Consider the following 22485-nt stretch of genomic DNA (forward strand, 5'->3'; position numbering starts at 1 on the left):
ATATGTTCCTGTTTTAAACAACTTCAAGCTGGGAAACTATGTTTTCTCTAACCAACTAGCGTGGATTGTTTAACTCATTTTTATCAATTATGCTTCAATAAGCGATGGTTGCTTGTAATACCATTTCTAAAAAACAATGATTGTCTGGAATGTCCCAATTGCCCTGGTAGGGGCGCTTCGCGAAGCGCCCCTACAAAAATGCCCCTATTATCTCTTGCAGACTATGAAGGAAATGGTACAAATATTACCAAAAATACTTTTTGTCAAGAAAATCATGGTAGACTTTTTGCAAGATATAAAATTATTTATGATGCTTGAGTAGGGGCGATTCGCGAATCACCCCTGGGATGTTGCCATCATTCAAAAGCACCGGTCTTTGCTAGCATTGTTGCGATCGCAAAAACCAGTGCTTCCCATCCTACAGTGGAAAACTTCGGTAACTAGTTCGAGACGACAACTGGCTCTTCCAGCGACTCTCCTTCATCTTGCTTGCTCTCCTGTAGCTCGATAAGCGCATCCAGCTCCTCAATATAAGCGCGTACGGGGTTTTCGCTGCGATCGCGACCTTTCTCAGATATAAACCGCCCCAAAACCAGCTTGAACAGTTGTGCGGGTTTGGTGAGAGGCGTTCCCATGCCAAGTCTCTCTGCCGCTTGTTCTACCGAAGGCCAATCTTTAATAATTGCTGCCAGGCGCTTGAATTGTTCTTCCGTATTGCCATCTCCAGCAATATCTTCCAGAACGTACAGCGGCACCCAACTCACTGGTTCCTCTATAGAGTGCGTAAACTCTGGCTTTTCCACAGGCGGGTCTTGGTTGTCTAGAAAAGCCAGTTCCACGAAACCCAGGGGCAAAAAGAAAGCCATTCCCACAGTAAACAAAGCCACCGGTTCGTGGCTCAAATTGAATGAGATTGCTTCTACCAGCCCAACAAAACTATGGTTGGCAGCACCGTGAGTGGCTTCGTGCCAGGCATCTTGGAGAAAAGCAGGCATCACGAACAAAATCGCATAAATCGCAACCGAGGCGTAAAGGCGATCGATGACCAAAGATATATCGTTGGTAAGTGTTGCTTTCAAATTGCCGGCATAGCTAGCAAAGGAACCATACCACGCCTGCTTTTCTAAATATTGGAGCCAATCAGGTTTTTGTGGGGGTTGGTGAATCTGGCGCAAAAAGTCAACGCGCGCCGCCCGGCTGTGCCAAATTTTCAGCAAACGAGGCTTGAGCGTGGCAATAATAATGAGAACCTTTTTGCTAGCGCCCCACAATCCTTCCCCGACCATATCCGGGCGACCCCAAAACCAACCCGCGATCGCTCTAGAGGTTTCCGCCCCCATGGAAATTAAATTGGATTTGCCAGCAGGATTGCGATTGGCATCAAAGAGGCTGGAATAAGCGTACCAATCGGTGTCGTATTCGGGAGAGTGGGCGCACAGAAAGAAATAAAACGCCGCTCCTCGATGCTGGGTGGGGCACTTTTCCGGAAGCGTGCCACTCAACAAGTGAAAGCAAAACAGTTCAAACGCCGATTTTACGCCTCCTAAAGACGCCATTCCGTCTAGGGCAAGCTTTCTGGTGCTGGCGTAATGCTCGAAAGCAGTATCGCCTTTGAGTTCTTCTGGCAATTCCACCTTGAGGGCTTCTTCCAGGGTGGTGTCGAGAACGTGCTCGTAGTGATGCTGTCCTTTTAAGAAATCGACAAAAAATGTATGGTAAAATGCCGTACACGCTGCGATCGCGCCAAATATAAAGCCCACAATCAAATGCGGCGCAATTTCAATACCAGACAGCGGCGCGAAGCTCCCCTGCAAAACGCACGCAATTAGCAAGTCGGGTCGGAAAACCAACAGCGCAAAAAACGTATTGGCAATGGAAAACCAAAATCCCGATTTTTGGAGTGGGGTTTGCAAACGCCGGTAACGTTCGATGGGGCTGGTAATGCCTCTACAGAAAGCTAGAATGATTCTTTGGATGTAGTGCAAAGCGATCGCTACCAACCACATGAAAGGCCACTGATAGCGCGTGTGAAATCCTAAAGCTTCTGAAGCTCGCTTGATGGGAGCAGCGAGAAGGGGCTGAGCCAAAAGCAACGCGATCGCCACTAGCAACAAGGTTCCCAAAGCGATATTCATTCAACTGTAACCTCTGAACAAAAATTACAAAAATGGTTTGTAGCTCGTTTTTTATTTTTTCGAGTTATCTACCAAATCTATTATAAAACCCGAGGCGCTAGCTAAGATGACATCATGTTACGATCGGGCTAAAAATCTCCTTTTCATGACAGTCCCAATATATCTCGGTAAGATACTCGCGCAATTCAGTTTCCTTGGAAATGCCAATAGTTAAGAATGAAGTTGGCACCGTTGGCAAGTTAGGACTGTTTTTGAGAAGTTGCGATCGCGTATTTCAACGAAAAATGAGTTTTGCATGCTATCTCTAAAAAACTGCGCAACACTTATGGTAAAGTAAAGATAGCGAGCTGGTCTTGAGACAGGAGGGAACCATGTCAGGCGTTCCGAAAATTGAAATTACGGAATCCTCAGAAACCCTGCAAAAACTAATGAAGCAACAAAAAACGGTCCTCAACTTTGTGAAAGTACAAGCTCTCTACCTTCTCCAAAGTCAGGTGGTGGATACGGTGCGTACTTTGGCGGTAATTGTCGGACGAAATGAAGCCACCGTTCATCGCTGGTTGCGTTTGTATAGAGAAGGAGGATTGGAAGCACTTTTGGAAGAGAAAAAGCCCTCGGGAAGACCCCCGAAAATTGATGCGGAAACCAAGAAAAAAATTCGAGAGGAAATTCGCTATCCAGAAAGATTTTCCAGCTATAAAGAAATTCAGCTTTGGCTAAAAGAAGTTCACGGAATCGACCTGAACTATAAAACGCTTTATCATATTCTTCATCAGTAAAAAGGCTGCTTGGGACTGCCAACCATGGACGTCTGGAAACTTCTTACATCGAAATTTATATGAAATCCTGCCGTAAACTTAAGTTGCTTCAAATGCCCTCAATGGGGGAAGAATCTCCGGCAATACGATTTCTGAAATTTTCCAGTTTCCTTGGTAGGATCGTTTCGCGAAGCATCCCTACCAAAGTATTCCGATTATCTCTTGAAAAGTTTTAAGAAAATGGTTCAAGAAGTCGATTGGGTTTTTCGGTCAAAAGTAGGGAAACTGCGTGAATTGTCTCCACTTCAAAAATGCGAATCTTGATCTGCGAACGGGAGGGAGCATCCGAACGATGCCAAAAACCATTCCAGCACAATTTCCAATAGTAGGAGGTAAGCTATGAATGAGGAATTAGAAAAAATTGCTGCCGCCTTGCAACGGCAAGATTATCGCCAGGCAGCTCAATTGCTCAAACCGCTGACCAAGTCATCCCCGGAAAATCCTTGGGTGCAGTTGTATGTGGGACAAATTTACGAAGCGAGCAATAAAGCCAAAGCGGCGGAAAAGCTCTATCGGCAACTGCTGCGTAGCACGTCCAATGCTAAAATTTTATCCCAAGCCAGACAGGGATTGTCTCGTCTCGAACGGCAGGAAAAACAAGCTCTGGAAAATGCGATCGCGCAAGCCAAAACCCGACCCGGTAGCGACCAACTAGGCGTTTTAATTCTCGAACCAATAGCCAAAGAGAAAAAAGCCGACGCTGCCAAATATTTGGCACGTCTGACCGACACCGACCCCTACACAGCCAGATTGCAACTTCCTACCCGTAGCTGGCGGTTATATCGTACTGGCAACATGGCAGAACTCCAAGTGTACAGCCGCCAAATGCGGCAGGGAGGGATTGCCAATTTTTGTACCTCCACCGCAGACATTCAGCAACTGCATACATTTCGTGTCAGCTATTTTCAGCAACTGACCCCCCAACCCGCGGTAGTTTGTCACGACCAAAACAACCAACTCGGTGTAATTTCCTTCCAGTGGTCGGAAGTTCGTGCAATCGTCGAAGGTCTGCTACCTCTATTCATAGATAGCTTCGACTTCGACCCCCGCCGACCCCGCGCGGAACAAGTACGCTACAAAACCAAAACCCACGATTATACTTGCGTGTGCGACCTCCACCTACCGCAACGCCAAAGCATTCTTCGGTTTTGCGACAGCAGCTACAACTTTCATGAAGGCTACAGTTTTGCCCAGCAGCCAAATCCTACAGAAACCTCCTTGCAAATGACCAATCGACCGAAATGGAACCAACTTCGAGAGGTCCTTGCCAGTCACTTATCTCAAGTTCCAATTTGGTCTTTGTTTTCCCCCTTTGCGGAAACAGCGGTGGCAGACTTTCCCGAATTGCTTTCTCGTCTGCCGTTTTATATGGATATTTCTCGCAAGTATCCCAGTGCTTGGGATCCAGCTTTTCAACTGTACAGTGGATTGGTGTTCTGCCAGCAGTTTCCCATTTCTTCAGATTCTTAGGAACGAACCCAACCTATCGCCGGTTAACGTTCATTTCCTGGGCCATTTGTAGAAAGGAATTCATATTGGCACTGGGGCGACGGCGAGGTGTAGATTTGTTAAAAGGATTCAGAAAGTTCGGTGCAAACAGGGTATCGGCAGCTTCTTTTTGCTGCTGTTTTTGCGCTGGTTTGGGTTGGGGCTTGGTTTGGGTTTGTGCTACGGTAGAAGTTTGCGCCGCAGGTTGGGGGGAGGTTGCTGGTTTTGTGGATGTTTTCTGGGATGAGGATTGCGTTGCTGCTGATGGTGGCGCAGTTTGAGTAGATGTGGCACTTTGACTGGAAGCTTGGCGATCGCTGCTGGTATTGGAAGCAGTCGCGGTTTGAGAGGGGTTGGATGAACTCGCGCTCTGGCTGCCGCCATCGGCAAACTCTACATAGTATTCTTCTTTTTTGTTGAGACCCAGGAGTCTACCGAGAAAAGCGAAAATGCCGCCGAAGATTTTCTTGAGAAATCCCATGGTTCTATCTCCTTATCTTGACTTTCTATCAATTGATGGATGGGTCTGGAAACCGATCTATCTTCGTTTACCTTGACCTTCCATAAGATTTTTAGCAGGAATCGATCGTAAATGCTTAAGAAAGTTTATAAAACTTAACAAATATCGGCACCAGCAAGGAAGCAGGTATCTCGGCAAGCGATCACCCAACCATCCCTGCGCATTCTTAACATTGCTTAACAAAATGGAATGGGTCACACTGGAGAAAGCAACTTGCTGGTATTTCCTTGCCACCAGTAACTGCTTGCCAACACAATTTCGCGGCACCAAATCTTATCGGAGGGGAACGCTGTGACCGTCTTTCAACAGCTACAGCCACAGGTACGTCGCAATTTACTGGCACTGTTTGCTGCCGGTTTGTTGTTTTGGTCGAGTTTGGCTTCTTTGTTGCCCACCCTGCCCCTGTACGTACAGGATATCGGTGGCACCGATCGACAAGTGGGATGGGTAATGGGGGCATTTGCCATTGGCTTGCTGCTAACCCGCAACTACCTGGGCAAAGTTTCCGATCGCAGGGGTCGCAAGCTGGTGCTGTTGATTGGTTCGGCGGTGGTTGCCCTAGCCCCAGTGCTGTATTTGCTGGTAGCTACAGTGCCTTTACTGATGGCAGTGCGCGCTTTCCACGGCATTAGTATTGCTGCTTTTACCATCGGCTACAGTACCCTGGTTACGGATCTGTCACCTCCCCAACATCGCGGTGAGTTAATTGGATACATGAGTTTGGTGCAGCCGTTGGGGGTTGCCATCGGACCGGCGATGGGTGGTTTCCTGCAAGAGTCTTTTGGCCACGCCCCGTTGTTTGTGGTTTCCGCAGTAATTGGGGCAGTGGCTTGGTTTTGCGCTACTTTAATTGGCAAATCTCCTTCTCCAGAATCGAAACCAAAAGACGAACCAGGGAATAGCCAAAGTACCTCCGAGTTGACTCCGAAACTGTCCATGTGGCAGCTTTTGTTCAGTCCCCGGGTGCGCGTACCGGCGTTGGTGATGCTGTTTATTGGTTTGGTTTTTGGTTCCCTGGCTAGCTTTTTGCCTTTGTATATTAAAGATACTGATGTTGCTCTCAATCCCGGTTGGTTTTATACCGCCGCTGCGATTGCGAGTTTTAGCTTGCGCTTTTTTGTGGGGAAAGCCAGCGATCGCTTGGGACGGGGATTGTTTATCACTCTCAGTCTCTGTTCCTATATCATCAGCATGCAACTGTTAAGCCACGCCAACACTCCGATTGCTTTCTTGATTGCTGGTGTTCTAGAAGGTTCGGGTGCTGGGGTGTTGATTCCCATGACCATTGCTTTGATGGGCGATCGCTCTGCTGCTGGCGAACGGGGACGCGTGTTTTCTTTAAGCATCGGCGGCTTTGACCTGGGGATCGCGATCGCCGGACCAGTTCTGGGCATGGTTGCCGAAAGCTTTGGCTATCGGGCCTTGTTTTCCCTTTCCGGTATCTTCGCTAGCATTGCGTTGGCAATCTTTGTGCTGCTGAACAACAAAGATATTTCCCACTCTTTACGCTTTGCCACCGGTCGCGGTCCAGATTTGCACGCCGTTCGTTCTGGCAATTCCTAATCCCCCATTTCTAAATTCTTGCAAAAAATAGAAAATAAAAACCCCCCTTGCCCAGGGGGGTAGGGATAGAATCATTGCTACACTTTTTTCCACCGGGACGAAGGAAAAAACTCGGTCGCAGAGTTGCTAAAAACGGGCTTGGGAGGATTCGAACCCCCGACACCGTGGTCCGTAGCCACGTGCTCTAGTCCACTGAGCTACAAGCCCTTGCTTGCCTGGTTGGGAAGTTGTCGGCTTGGCGCTTCCTTCATCCCAACAATTTTTTATAGTAACACAGCCTATTCCAACAGCACAATACTTTTTGGGGAAAATTTTGGCAAAAATCTTTTAGTTCAACCAGTGGGCAAAGGTTTCCGACAGTCGGTCTTCCAAAATCGCTCGGCGGATATCCTGGGTAAATCGAATGAGTTCGCTAATGTTGTGTATCGATAGCAGGGTATAGGCGAGCATTTCCCGAGAACGTACCAAATGGCACAAATAGGCACGACTAAAATTTTGACAGGTATAGCAAGAACAGGTGGCATCTAGGGACGTAAAGTCTTCGCGAAAACAGGCGTTTTTTAAATGCCAGCGCTCTCCTTGCACCAAAGCCGCACCGTGGCGCGCCAGTCGGGTGGGGATAACGCAGTCAAACAAATCAATCCCAGAAGCGATCGCTTGGGCCATTTCTCGATAGGTACCTACCCCCATTAAATAGCGGGGTTTGCTCTCGGGTAAATAGGGCGCGCTCAACCGCACAATCTGGCTAATGAGTTCCGGCGGTTCCCCCACGCTAACCCCACCGATGGCATAACCGGGCAAGTCCAATTTGGCTAAATCACGTATAGCTTGCTGGCGCAGTTCGGGATATACACCCCCCTGCACAATACCAAACAAGGCTTGGTCTTCCCGTTGGTGGGCGTCGATGCATCGCTGCAACCACCGATAAGTGCGATCGGTGGCGGTAACAATAGCTTCCTCGCTGGCGGGATAGGGCGGACATTCGTCGAACGCCATCACCACATCTGCCCCCAGTTGGTTTTGAATTTGGATGGAAGTTTCCGGGGTCATGGAAATTAAGCGCCCGTCTTTGGGGGATTTAAAGGTGACCCCTGCTTCGTTGATGGTGCGAATTTCGCTCAAGCTAAACACTTGAAAACCGCCAGAGTCCGTCAAAATGGGACCCTGCCAGTTCATGAATTTATGCAAGCCACCAGCGGCAGCCACAATGTCTTCCCCCGGTTGCAGGTGGAGGTGATAGGTATTGGCTAAAACCATTTGGGCACCGGTTGCCCGCAATTGTTCGGGGGTGACGGTTTTTACCGTTGCCAGGGTGCCAACTGGCATGAATCGGGGGGTTTCGACAATTCCGTGTGGCGTAGTGAAAACGCCGGCTCTGGCGTAGGTTTTGCTACACCGAGTTTGGCAGTGGAAGGAAAAAGTGGCTGGACTCAAGGGCGGCAAACGGGCATATATACGGACAACATCCTACCACAAGCGGCATACGGTTAGGCGGAGGAAGAAGGCAAGCTCCGGGAGATGACAATGGTTAGCGATAGCAGGGTCGCACTCCAGACCCATTCGGGAATGTGTTCGAGAATGAGAAAGATACCGGTGAAGAAATAGCCTAAAAGACCGAACAGATAGGCAGAGGCTAGGGTAGCAATTCCGAATATTAGGATGGCAACGAGTTCTCGCATGGTTAAGATATGGGTATACGTACGATAAATAAATCGGAAAGTTTGAATAGGAGGTTGGTATCCTGGTTAACAGAATTCCCGAAGTATTGTAAATTTAACAAAAAGTATTGAATTTTCCCCAAGAGATTTTATAAAGTTTTGGCAAATTGTGGCGATCGCTTTTGGTCTGGGTGCGGCTTTTTGACTGCTATCCCCCAGGAAAGGGGATTTGAAAGGGAAGCTGCTGGCAAAAAAGAAAGGATGGGGATTTTATATAAATTTAGATTTGGGGAAGCTTTATTTCTATATTAGTGAAGAATTTGATTGAGGTTTTTGATATGAGCGATCGCTCCCTCAAGCACCAGCCGCGCAAACGATTTGCCCAGCATTGGCTGCGCGATGGCACGATCTTGGACGAAATCGTGGCAGCGGCGCAACTGTCACCGGCAGATTTTGTGTTGGAAATTGGTCCGGGAACGGGTTGGCTGACCCGGCGGTTGCTGGAAGCTGCGGGTTCGGTGGTGGCGGTGGAAATTGACTGGGATTTGTATGCTGATTTGCAGAAAAAATTGGGCGATCGCGAGCATCTGATTTTGCTGTCCTCGGATATCCTATCGTTGGATTGGCAACAGTTGCAGCATACCTATGGTTGGGAACAACAGCCCAATAAGGTGGTGGCGAATATTCCCTACAATATTACCGGTCCGATTCTGGAGAAGTTGCTGGGGACGATTGCCCAACCGGTAACGCCGGCGTTCGATACGTTGGTTTTGTTGGTGCAGAAGGAAGTGGCCGAACGGTTGCAGGCATCACCGGGGTCGAAGACGTTTGGGGCGCTTTCGGTGCGGGTGCAGTATTTGGCGGATTGTCAGTGGGTAACGTCGGTGCCAGCCCGCTATTTTACACCGCCGCCCAAGGTGGATTCGGCGGTGGTGCGGTTGCATCCTCGCCGTTGGCAAGTTTCTGCTGAAAATCCGCGTTTGTTGGAAACTCTGGTAAAATTAGGTTTTGCCAACAAGCGCAAAATGCTGCGCAACAATTTAAAATCCTGTTTGAGCCGCGATCGCTTGAGCCAATTTTTGCAACAATTACAAGCCAACCCTCAATGTCGGGCGGAAGACCTGGGTGTAGAGGAGTGGGTGGCTTTGAGCAATTGGGTGGCCGCCGCAAGCGATCGCCGCGATGAGGGGTAATTGGTTTTTATGGGAATAGGGGCAATCAACCATGCGTGCTTGTTCTTTTTTAGCACCGGCCAAAATTAATCTCTATTTGGAAATTGTGGGGGAGGATATCGCCAGCAACGGGCAGTACCACGAACTGGTGATGGTGATGCAGACCATCGATTTATGCGATCGCGTTTCCCTCAATCTCAATGGTTTGGAAACGTTCCACCTAACTTGCCACCATCCCCAAGTTCCCAACGACAGCAGCAATCTGGCCTATCGTGCTGCCGATTTGATGCGTGCGGAATTTCCCGACAGTTGGGCGCAATACGGCGGGGTCAATATAACCATCGACAAGTACATTCCCGTGGCAGCCGGTCTGGCAGGCGGTTCTAGCAATGCAGCAGCGGTGTTGGTGGGGCTGAATACGTTGTGGAATTTGGGATTGACTCAACCGGAATTGCAGGGGTTAGGAAGTAAGCTCGGTGCTGACGTTCCTTTTTGCATCGTTGGGGGAACCGTGTTGGCTACTGGTCGCGGAGACTGCCTTTCTCCGTTGCCGGACTTGGAGGATTTTTATGTGGTGCTAGCCAAGCATAAATCGGTTAGCGTGTCAACCGGTTGGGCGTACCAAACCTACCGCCAGCAGTTTGGCAGTACTTATCCTCAGGATGCGCTAACTTTGGCAGAACGCCGGCAGCGATTCCATTCCGGGGAAATGGTAGCGGCTATTGGAACACGCGATCGCGAAAAAATTGCCCAGCAGTTGCATAACGATCTGGAAAAAGTGGTGTTGCCAGCTTACCCGCAGGTACAGGCTTTGCGGGAGGCTTTTGTTGCGGCGGGGGCATTGGGGACGCTAATGTCCGGATCGGGACCCACCGTGTTTGGTTTATGCCTTTCCCTTGAAGATGCCCAGGTATTGCAGGAAAATGTGAAAGCAAGTGTCGGGGAGAGCGATATCAAATTTTGTATCGCCAAATTGACCAGTACGGGAATCGATTGGCAAAACTATGAGCGATTTTAACCAAGAAACCAACCCAGAAAAAGCAAGCGAGCGGCTACCGGCTTGGTGGCAGTGCGTTTTGGGGGCGTTTATATCGGGGGGGATTGCTACGGCCGCTTATGCTTTGACCGCCGCGATCGCACAAACCTATGCCGAAAAACCCATCGATACAACCAACGCCACCGCCACCAGCATTGGTTCGGCGGTCCGTACCTTGGTCGTGGGTGTGGCAGGATTGGCTACGTTTGTATTTGCATTTGCTACCTTGGGGTTGCTGGCTTTGGCCTTGCAGCGTATTGTTCAGCAACGACAGCAATCTTCTTCTTAAAACCGCCAGCCATCAGTCCCAACCAACGCGAACTTGGAGACTGACGGGCAACGGCGGTCGGCTTATAATTTCACTTCAATATCCACACCCGAAGGCAAGTCGAGCTTCATCAAAGCATCGACGGTCTTGGAAGAGGGTTGGTAAATATCGATAATCCGATTGTGGGTGCGCACTTCAAAATGCTCCCGGGAATCCTTGTTGATGTGAGGAGAGCGCAGGAGACAATATACCTTTTTCTTGGTGGGGAGGGGAATGGGTCCAATCGCCGTAGCGTTGGTGCGATTGGCCGTATCCACAATTTTCTCGCAGGAGGTATCGAGCAATCTGCGATCGAATGCTTTCAGGCGAATCCGAATTTTCTGCTGCTTGAGAATAGCCATGATAGATAGCGATTTTGTTGTCTAGGTTCGGTTTGCTTGGTTTTTCGGAGGCAAGACACCAAAGGTAGGGAGCAGAAAAGACTCTGCTCCCCCCTTAGAAAGGATTCTAGGACCGTCCGACAGCGATAGAGAGACTGGATGCGTCTCCCTACCTGCCAATGTCAGCTACTGCAGGATTTTGGAGACGACGCCGGCACCCACGGTGCGACCGCCTTCGCGAATGGCGAAACGCATTCCTTGTTCCACAGCAATCGGCTTGATCAGTTCTACCGTCATTTTAACGCGATCGCCGGGCATAACCATTTCTGCAGCACTGCCATCGTCGCTGGTGAAGGCTGTAATCGTACCAGTAACATCCGTGGTACGCACGTAGAACTGAGGGCGGTAGTTTTGGAAAAAGGGCGTATGGCGGCCGCCTTCTTCTTTTTTCAAAACGTACACTTCCGCTTCAAACTGCGTGTGCGGGGTAATAGAACCGGGTTTGGCCAGCACCATGCCCCGTTCCACATCGTCTTTTTGCAAACCGCGTAGCAGCAACCCCACGTTGTCGCCAGCCATCCCTTGGTCCAAGGTTTTCTGGAACATTTCCACGCCGGTGACCGTGGTGCTGCGGGTTTCGTTGATGCCCACCAGTTCTACTTGGTCGCCCACTTTGACGGCACCGCGCTCGATACGACCGGTAGCCACCGTACCGCGACCGGTAATCGAGAACACGTCTTCCACCGCCATCAAGAAAGGCTTGTCCACATCCCGCTCGGGGGTAGGAATGTTCTCGTCCACAGCATCCATAAGGTCGTAGATTTTATCAACCCACTTGTTATCGCCGCGGGTAATTTCGGGATTGTCCACCAAAGCGTTGGTGGCCATGAGAGCGGAACCGCTGATGATGGGAATGTTGTCGCCATCAAAATCATATTCGCTCAACAGTTCCCGCACCTCTAATTCCACCAGTTCGAGCAATTCTTCGTCGTCTACTTGGTCTTGCTTGTTCAAAAAGACGACAATGTTGGGAACGCCCACCTGACGCGCCAACAGAATGTGCTCCCGGGTTTGGGGCATGGGACCGTCAGCCGCGGAAACCACCAGAACAGCACCATCCATTTGTGCGGCACCGGTGATCATATTTTTCACGTAGTCGGCGTGTCCGGGACAGTCCACGTGGGCGTAGTGGCGGTTGTCGGTTTCGTATTCTACGTGAGCGGTGTTGATGGTAATGCCGCGAGCCTTTTCCTCTGGCGCAGCGTCAATATCCTCGTAATTGCGAGCTTGCGCGCGACCGCTGCTGGAGAGGGTGAGGGTGATTGCGGCTGTGAGTGTGGTTTTGCCGTGGTCTACGTGACCAATGGTTCCTATGTTTACGTGGTCTTTGGTCCGTTCAAATTTTGCGCGTGCCATGAATGATATGTTCCTCTTGTCTCGATTAGCGAATCACTGTCTGGTTACCAGCTTTTAGAATTTATCATTTTTTAGAATCTTGGTGGAAAACCAAAATTCTAAAATTTCGGAGAGTTTTAGAAAAAATTCTCACCGGTAAAGTTGGCTGGCTTTTCCCCTTTTTTTTAGAGCCGGAAAACGAGCGATTGGGGATAATGGAATCTGCCCAATTTTATAGTATCCCATTTTTGCTCCCCGATCGCTTTTTTCCCAGCATCTCGTGAGTTGCCAGCTGTTATGCTTGACGGCATGTGGGCGACTTCTTACCGTGGGAAAGCCACCATTGCCACAGCGTCTTGCTCCTTTCTATTCGCTCCCTTTGTACTTAGTAATAATGGGTTCGGCAACGCTACGAGGAACTTCTCCATAACTGTCAAATTCCATGGAAAACAGACCTCGTCCTTGGGTGTTGGAGCGAATATCGGTGGCGTACCCAAACATTTCCGCCAGGGGCACTTTCGCGTTGATTTTGGCCACCCCTTCTTCGGTATTCATGCCTTCTACTTGACCGCGACGGGAGTTCAAATCTCCAATTACATCGCCGAGAAAGTCTTCCGGTACTTCCACGTTGACTTGCATGACTGGTTCCAGCAAGACGGGTTCTGCTTTCATGGCACCGTCTTTCATGGCCATGGAACCAGCAATTTTGAAGGCCATTTCCGAAGAGTCTACTTCGTGGAAAGAACCATCCACCAAGGTGACTTTCACGTCGATCATGGGGAACCCAGCCAGAATACCCGATTCACAGGTTTCTTTCATTCCTTCTTCTACGGAAGGAATGTATTCCTTGGGAATGACACCACCGACAATTTTGGAAACAAACTCAAACCCGGTGCCTTTTTCCGCTGGTTCGATTTCCGCAATTACGTGACCGTACTGCCCTTTACCGCCGCTTTGACGGATGAATTTGCCTTCGGTGCGTATGGGTTTGCGGATGGTTTCCCGGTAAGCAACCTGGGGAGCGCCTACGTTGGCTTCTACCTTAAACTCCCGCAGCATCCGGTCCACCAGCACCTCTAGGTGCAATTCGCCCATGCCGGCAATCACGGTTTGGTTGGTTTCCGGATCGGTGGAGACGCGGAAGGTGGGGTCTTCTTCCGAGAGCGCTTGCAGGGCTTTGGCCATTTTGTCCATGTCCTGCTTGGTTTTGGGTTCCACCGCTACCGAGATCACGGGTTCGGGAATGAACATGGACTCCAGCACGATGGGTGCTTTTTCGTCGCTAATAGTATCCCCGGTGGTGGTTTCCTTCATGCCGACTACAGCGCCCAGTTCGCCGGCACGCAGTTCTTCCACTTCGATCCGCTCGTCGGCTTTGAGCACGATCAGGCGGGAAACCCGTTCTTTTTTGCCTTTGGTGGCGTTGTACACGTAAGTGCCTTTTTGCAGGACTCCCGAGTAAACCCGCAGAAAGGTGAGGCGTCCGTAGGGATCGGCTTGGACTTTGAAGGCCAATGCTGCCAAGGGCTCTTCGTCGTCGGCGTGGCGTTCGGCCATTTCGCCGTCGGGGAGGTACCCTTGAATGGCTGGTACCTGGGTGGGGGCGGGTAGGTAATCTACTACAGCATCGAGCAGAAGCTGGACGCCGCGGTTTTTAAACGCCGAACCGCACAGAACGGGAACGATGCTGCCGTCAATGGTTCCCTGGCGCAGGGCCTGTTGGATTTCTTCTTGGGTGAATTCTTCCCCTTCTAGGTATTTTTCGGTGAGGGCGTCGTCGGTTTCCGCGACTGCTTCGATCATTTTGGCGCGGTATTCCTCGGCCAGCTCCCGCATGTGGTCGGGAATTTCTTCATCCAACATGTTGGTGCCCAAGTCGTTGGTGTAGATGCGGGCGCGCATGGTTACTAGGTCGATGACGCCGCTGAATTCGTTTTCCGCACCAATGGGCAGTTGGATGGGAACGGCGTTGGCACGCAAGCGATCGCAAATCTGCTCGTAGACTTTGTAGAAGTTGGCACCGGTACGGTCCATTTTGTTGATAAAGGCCATGCGCGGTACCTGGTAGCGATCGGCTTGACGCCAAACGGTTTCCGATTGGGGTTGGACGCCGCCTACCGAACAGAATACGGCAATGACCCCGTCGAGCACACGCATGGACCGTTCCACTTCGATGGTAAAGTCCACGTGACCGGGGGTGTCGATAATGTTAATCTGGTGGTCTCTCCAGAAGCTGCTGATAGCGGCGGCTGTAATGGTAATACCCCGCTCTCGCTCCTGAGACATCCAGTCAGTTACCGTGTTGCCATCGTGGACTTCCCCAATTTTGTGAACGATCCCAGAATAGAATAGGATCCGTTCGGTGGTGGTGGTTTTGCCGGCATCTATGTGAGCTGCAATACCTATATTGCGGACTCTTTCGAGCGGGATACTCCGTGCCACGACTACCTCCTTGCTTGTTGCTGCTGAATGTTACGGTTTGGCTATCCCAAACAGAACGCTGTGCGATCGCGCTGGAATTCGGGATGTTTTAGGAGCAAGCACGCTCGCCAGTTGCATGGGAAAGGGGCTTGGCTTTTGGGAACGACCGGGCTGCGGCAGTAGTTCCCTAGCAAAACGGTTTCCCACCAACGACTTGATGCTGTCCCTAAGGACAGCAACGAGCTGCTAATTCTTCCTAGTATTTTAATATTTCTTTGTACTTTTTTGGGGTAAAACCTATCCGCTGGCCAGAAAATCTCCCCCGTATCGCCCCTAGTAGCGATAGTGGGCAAAGGCTTTGTTGGCTTCTGCCATGCGGTGAGTCTCCTCCCGCCGGCGAACGGCACTTCCCGCTTCGTTAGCCGCATCCATTAACTCGGATGCTAGCTTGCCAGCCATGCTTTTTCCACCCCGTTGCCGGGAGAAACGCACGATCCAGCGCAAGGCTACGGTGGTTCCCCGTTCGGGGCGTACTTCCACGGGAACTTGATAGGTAGCTCCCCCGACACGCCGTGCTCTCACTTCTACCAACGGCGTGACATTCTTCACCGCTCTTTCAAATACCTCTAAAGGATCGCTACCAGTGCGTTCCTCTACGATCTTAAAAGCATTGTAAACAATTCTCAGCGCTAGGGATTTTTTTCCATCCCGCATGACCCACAAAACCAGCATACTAACCAAACGGCTGTTGTATACTGGGTCTGGGTAAATCGGACGCTTTTGACTTCCACTACGACGAGACATATTGAACCTTACTTACTATGCAAGCTAATAAAATTACAACGGACGACCGCTTTCCAAACGACCAACAAACAGCCATCTTAAACGGACAACGGGATGGCCCCGATTTAAGTTTTGAAACTTTAACGTCTTTACAATAGGGAGGGAGGTTTCAGCTTGGCAAGCAGGGATATTCTTACGCCCCGCCTGGTTCCACCCAAACCAGTTGCTAGCATTCTTGCACGGATTCCGTACTTTCCGAATCACCTATTTCTTAGGACGCTTGGCACCGTACTTGGAACGCCCCTGACGGCGGTCTTTCACGCCAGCTGCGTCTAAGGTACCGCGAACGATGTGGTAGCGGACCCCTGGCAAGTCCTTAACACGTCCGCCGCGAATCAACACCACGGAGTGTTCTTGCAGGTTGTGACCGATGCCTGGAATGTAGGCGGTTACTTCAAAACCAGAAGTCAAACGCACCCGGGCTACTTTGCGCAGAGCCGAGTTGGGTTTTTTCGGGGTGGTCGTATAAACGCGGGTACATACCCCCCGTCTTTGCGGACAGGATTTTAAAGCGGGAGATTTGGTTGGTTCTTTGAGCTTTTGACGCTCGTTGCGAATGAGTTGCTGAATGGTTGGCATGGGCGACGATTGGTTCTTTCTGCTTTCAAATCTTTACAGGTGGGCTGAGATAGTTGGTATTTGTTTGCAAACCTTACTATCCTATACTGCTGATGCTATCGGTGTCAATCCTTGGTGGGCGAGCTTTCGCCTGCCTCTGCGGAAAACGAAATACCGCAACTACAGCTATGGGTGGCATTGGGATTGTGAAAGCGAAAACCGCCTCCCATTAAATCTTCCGAATAGTCAACCACCGTGCCTTCCAAGTAACGTCTATCCTCATCTTTGATGGTAACTGGTAGATCGCCACATTCCAACAGGCAATCGTTAGGATGTACGGTTTCATCCAATTGAAGGGTGTAGTATAGATCGGCACATCCACCAGTTTGAACGCCGAGACGAAATCGCAGGTGAGGATTTTGACGCTGTCCGAGCAGGCGTTGAATTTCGCGAGCGGCAGCAGGGCGAATGTGGATCGTACAACTAGACATTTGGCACCATTGCATCAAGCTTGCGTCGTGCTTGTATTTCTTTATTGTACAGGCAAATGCTGCCGGAGATGCTTTTTCTGCTGCCCAAAAAAATGACCCGCAAAGCGCTAAACTGGAAACAAATTAGCTGCATTGGTCAGCACCCCCGGTTGAAGCACGGGGGGTTCCTGCCTCCAGCTTCAGGTAGCTACCAGCCCTTCGCCCTTTGAGGCTACGTTTTTAGGGTCATGGTACCGACAAATACTTTTGGTGTTTGTCCCCCTGTCGCTAACGGTTATACAGCTCTACCAGGGGGAAGGCAGTGCCGTTAGCCTAACAAGCCCTAAAAACCTTGGCGAGGAAAACATTACCCGTTTGACGGAGATTTCCATGTCAAATTTGGTTTTTGTCTTCGACACCAACCAGCGGCCACTTGACCCAGTGCATCCGGGGAAAGCTCGGCGACTCCTCAGTACAGGGAATGCCGCCGTATTTCGCCGTTATCCGTTCACCATCATTCTCAAACCAGCCTGCCCAGAGGTCCCCATGCAAGAGCTGGAACTTCAACTCGATCCTGCTGCTAAGGTTACAGGAATGGCGGTTGTACAGGGCACGAAGGTAATCTTCGGGGCGGAGCTTGAGCACCGACCTCAGCAAATCAAGGATGCGCTGCTTTCCCGTGGTCAATTACGACGAAGCCGGCGAAATCGCAAGACCCGCTATCGCCAAGCTCGATTTCTGAATTGGACTCGTCCAAAAGGTTGGCTCTCCCCTAGCCTACAACATCGGGTAGATACCACGATGACATGGGCTAACCGCTTTCGCAGGCTGGCCCCAATTGCCCGCATAACTCAAGAGCTAGTAAGGTTCGACCTGCAACTCATGCACAACCCTGAGAGATCGGGTGTTGAATATCAGCAGGGGGAACTGCAAGATGATGAAGTCAGGGAATATTCATTGGAAAAATGGAATCGGAAATGTGCTTACTGCGGGGCTAAAAATGTAGCGCTTGAAGTTGAGCATATTCAGCCCCAGTCTAAAGGGAGAACCGACCGGGTTTCCAACCTGACGATGGCTTGCCACTCATGCAATCAATCCAAAAGCAATGGGGACATTCGAGACTTTTTATCAGGCAACCCTGACGTATGGAACCGTATTCTTGAGCAGGCCAAATCACCGCTCAAAGATGCGGCTGCTGTTAACTCGACTCGATGGGCGTTGTTCAATGCCCTGAAACAAACAGGCTTGCTGGTGGCGACAGGCACGGGGGGACAAACCAAGTTTCATCGGACGCGATTAGACCTACCCAAAACCTACTGGCTAGATGCTGCCAGTGTCGGGAAAATCGATTCACTTCAAGTCCTGACCACAAAACCGTTGCTAATTGCAGCCAAAGGACATGGGACTCGACAGATGTGCGGGACGGATAAATATGGGTTTCCTACTCGTGACTGCTCACGGGTGCAAATTCATCAAGGATTTCGCACTGGCGATATCGTTACTGCCATTGTCACCAAAGGCAAGAAAATTGGGTCTTATGTTGGGCGAGTTCTCGCTCGCGCATCCGGCAGCTTTGATATTACGACTCAATTGGGTCGGGTGTGGTGGAATGAGCCACAGGTATTGCCAACCAATTTACCAAAGGGATGGTTATGCTTATGCGTTCGCTCATACTATAGGTGACTAAAGTCGCCGTTCGTTTTTCCTGCCGGCGCTAAAGCGACAGGGCTTCCAAACGTATCGAGGATTTATGTGAAACTTTCCTGGTTAGGGAAGCATCTATCTTGGCAAAGCGTCGCGCCAAATCTGAAATCGCTGGTTTCTATTTCCCTGGTTCGTGCTCCCTCCCTCTTAAGTAACCCCTGAAAAACCCGATTGCCGTTTGTACGAGGATCGATCGAATATGCAAAAAGAAACCAAAGACCGCCTTTCTAGAGGATGGGTAGCTGGCGTTTCCGCACTTGTGTTGGCTGTGGGAGCTGGAACGACTTGGTTGGTGGCCAACCAGCGCACAGCCAATCCCCCCGCTCCGAGCGAAACGCCATCTTCCGTTCAAAATGGTGCCCCTTCTACCCAAGAGCCTACCCAAACTCCTACCGCGCCTGCCACTGAAGTGCGCGCCCAAGCTTTTTATTTACAAGATCGGGGAGGCAGCTTTGCTTTGGTACCGACGCCGGTGCAAGTGGCGTCAAAGGCCACACCGGAACAAGCTCTGGAACGAGCTTTCACGCGGTTGCTGGCATCGCCTTCCCAGTCGGCGGCAAGCAACTCTTTTTCTACGATTCCGGAGGCGACCCAACTGCGATCGCTGCGCGTGGCGGAAGATGGCATTTATGTGGATCTGTCTGAGGAATTCATCCGCGGCGGCGGTAGTACCTCGATGATGGGGAGATTGGGGCAAGTAGTCTATACAGCGACTAGTTTCGACCCCCAGGCAAAGGTTTGGATTTCTGTAAGTGGCGAACCGCTGACCTTGTTGGGGGGAGAAGGGTTACAAGTACCGCAACCCATTACCAGGGAATCCTTCAAGCGGGAATTTGCTCTATAAAAAAAAGTGAGAAGCTGCTTTCCCAATTTTCCTGGGAAGAACTTCTCACTTTAGCCCAAGTAGCCAACTCCAGCGAGATTATTGTTTCCCGGAAAGGCTAAAGGCCCGGAAACTCTGTGCTTGCTGTTCGATGCGGGCGGCTAAGCGATCGCACACTAGCGTGCATAGTTCAAACGTTAGGTCGTCCTCAACGCGGTAGTATGCCGCCGTTCCTTCGCTGCGACGGCTGAGAATGCCTGCTTGTAACATCACTTTGAGATGCTTCGATACGTTGGCTTGGCTGGTTTCGGTGGCTTCCACCAACTCTTGGACGCATTTCTCACCGTCGCGCAGCAAGTTCAGAATCTTCAAGCGCATGGGTTCGCTTAAAATACTGAAATATTCGGCGACATGTTGTAGAACTTCTTTAGGAAGGTTATTAGGCGTTGATGTCATCGTAATTTTCCTTTACAGAATTATAGGTTATGGTACCAGTATAACCATCCATGACAATAGAGTAATTAAACTCCTTCAGAATTGGGCTGAATTCTCATCAAAACTTGACCGTATTCCACCGGTTCTCCATCTTCCACCAAAACTTCTACCACTTGACCGGCAACTTCCGCTTCAATTTCGTTCATTAACTTCATCGCTTCGATAATACATACAGTTTGCCCGACGCCAACCCGGTCGTTCATTTCCACGAACGGTGCTTCTCCAGGAGCGGGTGCCCGGTAAAATGTACCTACCATGGGCGAGGTAACATCCACCAATTTTGGTTGGGGAGCGCTGGGAGGTTTTCCTCCCTCTGGAGCGCTCTCGCTAGATGCCGGCGCGGCGGCTGGGGGTGCTGCTGTACCAGCGGCGTTTGCTTCTGGCGGGGTGGTTTGGGGAAAACCAGCAACCATAGACTCTCCTGCCCCGGCGCGATCGCCGAGGGGCCAATCTTTGCGCAAGGTTAACTCAAAATCGCCACTTTTCAGCGTTAATTCCGAGATATTGGTCTGGTTGAACGCCGTTAAGAGTTCCCGGAGGGTATTAACATCTAAATCCACAGTTAACCGAATTCCATTAAGCTATCCTACAAGCAGTCAATTTCAAGAAACAAAAACGCTTCCAGATTCCAAGTGGAGTCTAGAAGCAGCCACAGTTGTTCAAACCATACAGGTCATAGCCGATGGTAGGGGAACGTTTGCAGCTATGCCCGTACTGCCTATCTGCATAGCTGCCTATCCCCATCCTGCCTATTCGCGACCTATATACGTGTCATTACGGGTATCCACTTTAATGCGTTCTCCAACGGAGATAAACAAAGGAACCATCACCACGGCACCGGTTTCCAACGTAGCCGGTTTGCTGCCGCCGGTGGCTGTATCCCCCTTCACCCCAGGATCGGTCTCGGTCACTTCCAAGACGATGGAATTGGGTAACTCCACTTCCAAAATTTGGTTTTGCCAGCGGATGGCTGTTACCTCCATGCCTTCTTTCAAATACTTGGAACGTTCGCCAATTTGCTCGGCGGTCAGGGGGATTTCTTCATATTGTTCCATATCCATAAAGACGAACTGTTCTTTGTCTTTATAGGTATACTGCATGGGAACTTTTTCCAAAATTGCTTGGGGAACGGTTTCCCCAGCACGAAAAGTTCTTTCCACCACGTTACCAGTTTGTACGTTTTTCAGTTTCGTACGCACGAACGCGGAGCCTTTGCCAGGCTTAACGTGGAGAAATTCGACAACGCGCCATACAGCGCCTTCCAACTCAATGGTGACTCCGGTGCGAAAGTCGTTGGTGGAGATCATGGCTGTTTATCTAGTTTCTATATTGATTTGGGCAAAGCAATCAGCACCTCATTGTACCTTTTACAGGGGAAAAATTTGCTTTGTCTAGAGGTTTTGCTACAGCGCTCGTATTGGGGAAAGCTCTCAAGGCTACCATGGCTGCGGCTGGCTTTTTTCATTGTGCCCTTCCCTGATTGTGGCAATATGAACAGGTAGCAGTTGTAACCAAAAGGATTCGGCACACTATGTTTCTTTTCAATCGTTCTCGCACTCGCAACCCTGGATGGCAAAGGTGGCTGTTCAATGGTGTTTTGGTGGTATTGCTAGCTAGCCTCTCGGTCGGTCTTAGCGGTGCTTGGTGGGACTTTTTCAGCGGCAACAACGAGCGTCAAAGTAGCTTGCCCACCGGCGATCCGGTCACCAATGGGGAATCTCTGTTGCAATATTCCCTACCCATCGACAATCCTCCCGTACGCCAATTGCAACAAAGTTTGGAAGATATTGCTACCCAACTGAGGGCGCGCCGCCGTTGGGGGGCGATTCGTTCTGATGTGAAAGCGGCGGCTAGGGTTTTGCAACGCAAGGAAGATGAAATTCTAGCCAGTATTGCTCCAGAAAAGCAAGCGCAAGCGCAAAAAATCCTCGATGATATTCGAGCCGGTGTTGATGATTTCAAAGAAATTGCTGAGGTAAAAGATAAAGAAGCAGCTTGGATTCGCCGCGGCGAGTTAATTTCCCAGCTGGGCGATTTGGAAGAGTTAATGGTTGATGAATTTCCCTTTGAAGTTCCCGAAGAATATAGCGATCTGCCCCAGCTCCAAGGACGCGCTACCATTGAGATGGAAACCAATAAGGGGAATTTGACTTTGGTGGTTGATGGGTATAGCGCTCCCATTACTGCTGGGAATTTTGTGGATTTGGTGCAGCGGAATTTTTACGACGGATTGGAGTTTATTCGTTCCGAGCAGGATTACGTGTTGCAGGCTGGCGATCCACCTGGTCCTGAGGAAGGATTTGTCGATCCGGAAACGGGAACCGAACGTACCATTCCTTTAGAGATTAAGCCCAAATCGGAAAAAGAACCAATTTATGGGTTTACGTTTGAAGAGTTAGGTTTGTACAAAACGCAACCGGAATTGCCGTTTTCTGCTTATGGAACGGTGGCGATGGCACGCCCGGAGGAGAATAACAATGGCGGTTCTTCGCAGTTTTTCTTTTTTCTGTTTGAACCGGATTTAACGCCGGCTGGTGCCAATTTGCTTGATGGTCGGTATGCGGTTTTTGGATATGTTATTGATGGCAAAGATGTTTTGGAAACCTTGCAAGCAGGGGATAAAATTATGTCGGCACAGGTAACTAAAGGATTGGAAAATTTGGTGGTGCCGCAGGAAGAAACAGAAACGGAAACGGAAGCGGCGTAGTTGGCGATCGCGCAATTGGTTGAAACATGGT

At 50.2% G+C, this 22485-nt stretch carries 22 protein-coding genes, 1 tRNA gene and 1 pseudogene; 10 read left to right on the forward strand and 14 right to left on the reverse strand.

The window, feature by feature from the left end; all coding sequences use genetic code 11:
- Window positions 1-136 precede the first annotated feature (136 nt).
- A complete protein-coding gene (locus AS151_RS22515; protein WP_071516751.1) occupies window positions 137-322 on the forward strand; it encodes a hypothetical protein in 186 nt (61 codons plus the stop codon).
- Between the two features lie 118 nt (window positions 323-440).
- Here the strand turns inward: AS151_RS22515 and AS151_RS09195 are convergent, their stop codons facing one another.
- Entirely contained in the window at window positions 441-2135 is a 1695-nt protein-coding gene (locus tag AS151_RS09195; RefSeq protein WP_071516752.1) for a hypothetical protein, read from the reverse strand.
- A 371-nt stretch (window positions 2136-2506) separates the two neighbouring features.
- Here AS151_RS09195 and AS151_RS09200 point away from each other — a divergent pair, with 371 nt between their 5' ends.
- Window positions 2507-2914 (forward strand): helix-turn-helix domain-containing protein, encoded by a 408-nt coding sequence (locus tag AS151_RS09200; RefSeq protein ID WP_071516753.1) that lies wholly within the window; start codon window positions 2507-2509, stop codon window positions 2912-2914.
- A gap of 378 nt (window positions 2915-3292) precedes the next feature.
- A complete protein-coding gene (locus AS151_RS09205; protein ID WP_071516754.1) occupies window positions 3293-4423 on the forward strand; it encodes a tetratricopeptide repeat protein in 1131 nt (376 codons plus the stop codon).
- Window positions 4424-4436: 13 nt separating this feature from the next.
- Here AS151_RS09205 and AS151_RS09210 read toward each other — a convergent pair whose 3' ends face one another.
- Window positions 4437-4922, reverse strand: coding sequence for a hypothetical protein (locus tag AS151_RS09210; RefSeq protein ID WP_071516755.1), 486 nt, complete (start codon window positions 4920-4922; stop codon window positions 4437-4439).
- A 330-nt stretch (window positions 4923-5252) separates the two neighbouring features.
- On the opposite strand from AS151_RS09210, the gene AS151_RS09215 reads away from it, so the two are divergent.
- A complete protein-coding gene (locus tag AS151_RS09215) occupies window positions 5253-6524 on the forward strand; it encodes an MFS transporter (protein ID WP_071516756.1) in 1272 nt (423 codons plus the stop codon).
- A 133-nt stretch (window positions 6525-6657) separates the two neighbouring features.
- Here the strand turns inward: AS151_RS09215 and AS151_RS09220 are convergent.
- The 3 genes from AS151_RS09220 to AS151_RS20735 form a co-directional block, all read right to left on the reverse strand.
- A tRNA-Arg gene (locus AS151_RS09220) sits at window positions 6658-6731 on the reverse strand.
- 120 nt (window positions 6732-6851) lie between these two features.
- Complete coding sequence (gene tgt / locus AS151_RS09225) at window positions 6852-7967, reverse strand: tRNA guanosine(34) transglycosylase Tgt (protein ID WP_084639480.1); 1116 nt, start codon at window positions 7965-7967, stop codon at window positions 6852-6854.
- Between the two features lie 44 nt (window positions 7968-8011).
- Window positions 8012-8203 (reverse strand): hypothetical protein, encoded by a 192-nt coding sequence (locus AS151_RS20735; RefSeq protein ID WP_084639481.1) that lies wholly within the window; start codon window positions 8201-8203, stop codon window positions 8012-8014.
- A gap of 317 nt (window positions 8204-8520) precedes the next feature.
- Here AS151_RS20735 and rsmA point away from each other — a divergent pair, with 317 nt between their 5' ends.
- The 3 genes from rsmA to AS151_RS09240 are packed head-to-tail and all read left to right on the forward strand — an operon-like array spanning window position 8521 to window position 10679.
- Window positions 8521-9375, forward strand: a complete 855-nt coding sequence (gene rsmA, locus AS151_RS09230) for a 16S rRNA (adenine(1518)-N(6)/adenine(1519)-N(6))-dimethyltransferase RsmA (RefSeq protein ID WP_071516808.1) — start codon at window positions 8521-8523, stop codon at window positions 9373-9375.
- A 31-nt stretch (window positions 9376-9406) separates the two neighbouring features.
- Window positions 9407-10372 carry a 4-(cytidine 5'-diphospho)-2-C-methyl-D-erythritol kinase gene (gene ispE / locus AS151_RS09235; RefSeq protein ID WP_071516758.1) on the forward strand — a complete coding sequence of 322 codons (966 nt, stop codon included), beginning with the start codon at window positions 9407-9409 and terminating at the stop codon, window positions 10370-10372.
- The gene (locus tag AS151_RS09240; protein WP_071516759.1) at window positions 10359-10679 is read left to right on the forward strand and encodes a DUF3082 domain-containing protein; all 321 of its coding nucleotides are present in this window, start codon (window positions 10359-10361) and stop codon (window positions 10677-10679) included. Before ispE ends, AS151_RS09240 begins: the two co-directional genes overlap by 14 nt.
- Before the next feature lie 62 nt (window positions 10680-10741).
- Here the strand turns inward: AS151_RS09240 and rpsJ are convergent, their stop codons facing one another.
- From rpsJ to AS151_RS09270, 6 genes are all read right to left on the reverse strand, one after another.
- Window positions 10742-11059 carry a 30S ribosomal protein S10 gene (rpsJ, locus tag AS151_RS09245; RefSeq protein ID WP_071516760.1) on the reverse strand — a complete coding sequence of 106 codons (318 nt, stop codon included), beginning with the start codon at window positions 11057-11059 and terminating at the stop codon, window positions 10742-10744.
- Window positions 11060-11224: 165 nt separating this feature from the next.
- The gene (gene tuf, locus AS151_RS09250) at window positions 11225-12454 is read right to left on the reverse strand and encodes an elongation factor Tu (protein WP_071516761.1); all 1230 of its coding nucleotides are present in this window, start codon (window positions 12452-12454) and stop codon (window positions 11225-11227) included.
- A gap of 345 nt (window positions 12455-12799) precedes the next feature.
- Window positions 12800-14875 carry an elongation factor G gene (gene fusA / locus AS151_RS09255; RefSeq protein ID WP_071516762.1) on the reverse strand — a complete coding sequence of 692 codons (2076 nt, stop codon included), beginning with the start codon at window positions 14873-14875 and terminating at the stop codon, window positions 12800-12802.
- Between the two features lie 312 nt (window positions 14876-15187).
- A complete protein-coding gene (gene rpsG, locus AS151_RS09260; RefSeq protein WP_071516763.1) occupies window positions 15188-15658 on the reverse strand; it encodes a 30S ribosomal protein S7 in 471 nt (156 codons plus the stop codon).
- Window positions 15659-15901: 243 nt separating this feature from the next.
- A complete protein-coding gene (gene rpsL, locus AS151_RS09265) occupies window positions 15902-16276 on the reverse strand; it encodes a 30S ribosomal protein S12 (protein ID WP_071516764.1) in 375 nt (124 codons plus the stop codon).
- A 104-nt stretch (window positions 16277-16380) separates the two neighbouring features.
- Window positions 16381-16746, reverse strand: coding sequence for an iron-sulfur cluster assembly accessory protein (locus tag AS151_RS09270; protein WP_071516765.1), 366 nt, complete (start codon window positions 16744-16746; stop codon window positions 16381-16383).
- 369 nt (window positions 16747-17115) lie between these two features.
- Between AS151_RS09270 and iscB the strand changes: the two are divergent.
- Window positions 17116-18412: pseudogene (iscB, locus tag AS151_RS09275) on the forward strand (RNA-guided endonuclease IscB).
- Between the two features lie 216 nt (window positions 18413-18628).
- On the forward strand, window positions 18629-19273 hold the full coding sequence (locus AS151_RS09280; protein ID WP_071516766.1) for a GerMN domain-containing protein: 645 nt from the start codon (window positions 18629-18631) through the stop codon (window positions 19271-19273).
- 78 nt (window positions 19274-19351) lie between these two features.
- On the opposite strand, the gene AS151_RS09285 is transcribed toward AS151_RS09280, so the two are convergent.
- From AS151_RS09285 to efp, 3 genes are all read right to left on the reverse strand, one after another.
- Entirely contained in the window at window positions 19352-19708 is a 357-nt protein-coding gene (locus tag AS151_RS09285) for a metalloregulator ArsR/SmtB family transcription factor (RefSeq protein ID WP_071516767.1), read from the reverse strand.
- 65 nt (window positions 19709-19773) lie between these two features.
- A complete protein-coding gene (gene accB, locus AS151_RS09290; RefSeq protein ID WP_071516768.1) occupies window positions 19774-20307 on the reverse strand; it encodes an acetyl-CoA carboxylase biotin carboxyl carrier protein in 534 nt (177 codons plus the stop codon).
- A gap of 189 nt (window positions 20308-20496) precedes the next feature.
- Entirely contained in the window at window positions 20497-21054 is a 558-nt protein-coding gene (gene efp, locus AS151_RS09295) for an elongation factor P (protein ID WP_071516769.1), read from the reverse strand.
- A 224-nt stretch (window positions 21055-21278) separates the two neighbouring features.
- Between efp and AS151_RS09300 the strand changes: the two genes are divergently transcribed.
- Window positions 21279-22454: a peptidylprolyl isomerase gene (locus AS151_RS09300; RefSeq protein WP_071516770.1), complete on the forward strand. Its 1176-nt coding sequence runs from the start codon at window positions 21279-21281 to the stop codon at window positions 22452-22454.
- Window positions 22455-22485 lie beyond the last annotated feature (31 nt).

This window comes from Geitlerinema sp. PCC 9228, assembly GCF_001870905.1.
Taxonomy (GTDB): Bacteria; Cyanobacteriota; Cyanobacteriia; order Cyanobacteriales; family PCC-9228; genus PCC-9228.